Origin of the sequence: Planomonospora corallina, assembly GCF_042650625.1 — a bacterium.
GTDB lineage: Bacteria > Actinomycetota > Actinomycetes > Streptosporangiales > Streptosporangiaceae > Planomonospora_B > Planomonospora_B corallina.
Genome location: NZ_JBHSBM010000025.1, coordinates 139,288 through 140,269, shown reverse-complemented (window position 1 = coordinate 140,269; position 982 = coordinate 139,288). Strand labels below are relative to the sequence as shown.

Annotated in this window: 1 protein-coding gene; it reads left to right on the top strand. The window is 77.4% G+C overall.

The window, feature by feature from the left end:
• Window positions 1–242: 242 nt before the first annotated feature.
• Window positions 243–982: DoxX family protein (locus ACFOWE_RS22650; protein ID WP_377290994.1), on the top strand; the 740-nt coding region annotated here is incomplete at its 3' end.

Below are 982 nucleotides of genomic sequence, written 5' to 3'. Positions count from 1 at the left end.
GGCCCAGCAGATCGGCGGCGCGGGCGGGGCCGCCCTTCTGCGGGGGGCCCGGGTCGCGTTCGTCTCCGGGCTGCACGCCACGATCGCCGTCAGCGTGCTGCTGCTCGGCGTCGCCGCCGCCGTGGTGGCGCTCCTGACGCCCCCCGGGTCCGACGACGAGACCAGCCCGAATTGACCAGTTCGGGAGGATTACCGGTCGCAGCTATGGGCAAGGGCGGCGCACCGGACCAGAATGGGGAGCCGTGCGACAAACCCTCCGCGACATCGCCGCGCTGGCCGCCAGGCTGGGCGTGGGCGGGATCTTCTTCGCCAACGGCTGGGACAAGCTCGAGGCGGGCCTGAACGCGACCGGCCTGCAGTTCGCCGCGCTGGGCGCCCCCGCCCCGCAGGTGTGGGCGGGGACCACGATGCTGACGGAGCTCGTCGGCGGGGTCCTGCTCGTGGCCGGGCTCGCCGTGCCCGCCTGCGGGCTCCTGCTGTTCGCCGAGGCGCTCGCGGTGTTCGTGATCGCCAACGGTGACCAGGGGCTCCCGCTGACCGGGGGCGAGGTGAACCTGATCGTGGCGCTCGGCGCCGCCTCGGTCCTGCTGGCCGTCACCGGGGCCGGCCGCCTGTCGGTCGACCACATGGTGGTGATCAAGCGGCGGGACGCCGAGGCGGCCGAAGACTTCGCCGCCGACGCCGAGGCCGACGACGTCATCGCCGCACTGCGCGAGCCGGAGGCGACCGCCTCCGCTCCCGGCTCCGCCGGCCCGGTACGGCCGGCCCGCCCGGAGGAATCCGCCGCCCCGGCCCCCGCGTCTCCCTCGGGCGGCCCCGCTCCCGCGGAAGGCCGCTCCGCCCGGCCCTCGGCCCGTCCCTCGGCCCGTCCCTCGTCACGTGCCGCCTCCTCCGACGGCAGGCAGGCGGCGCCCGCCTCCCCGGAAGACGAGGCGGACGCCTCCCCCGCCCGGCCGCGGGGCCGCCGCCGCGGCGGCGGCTC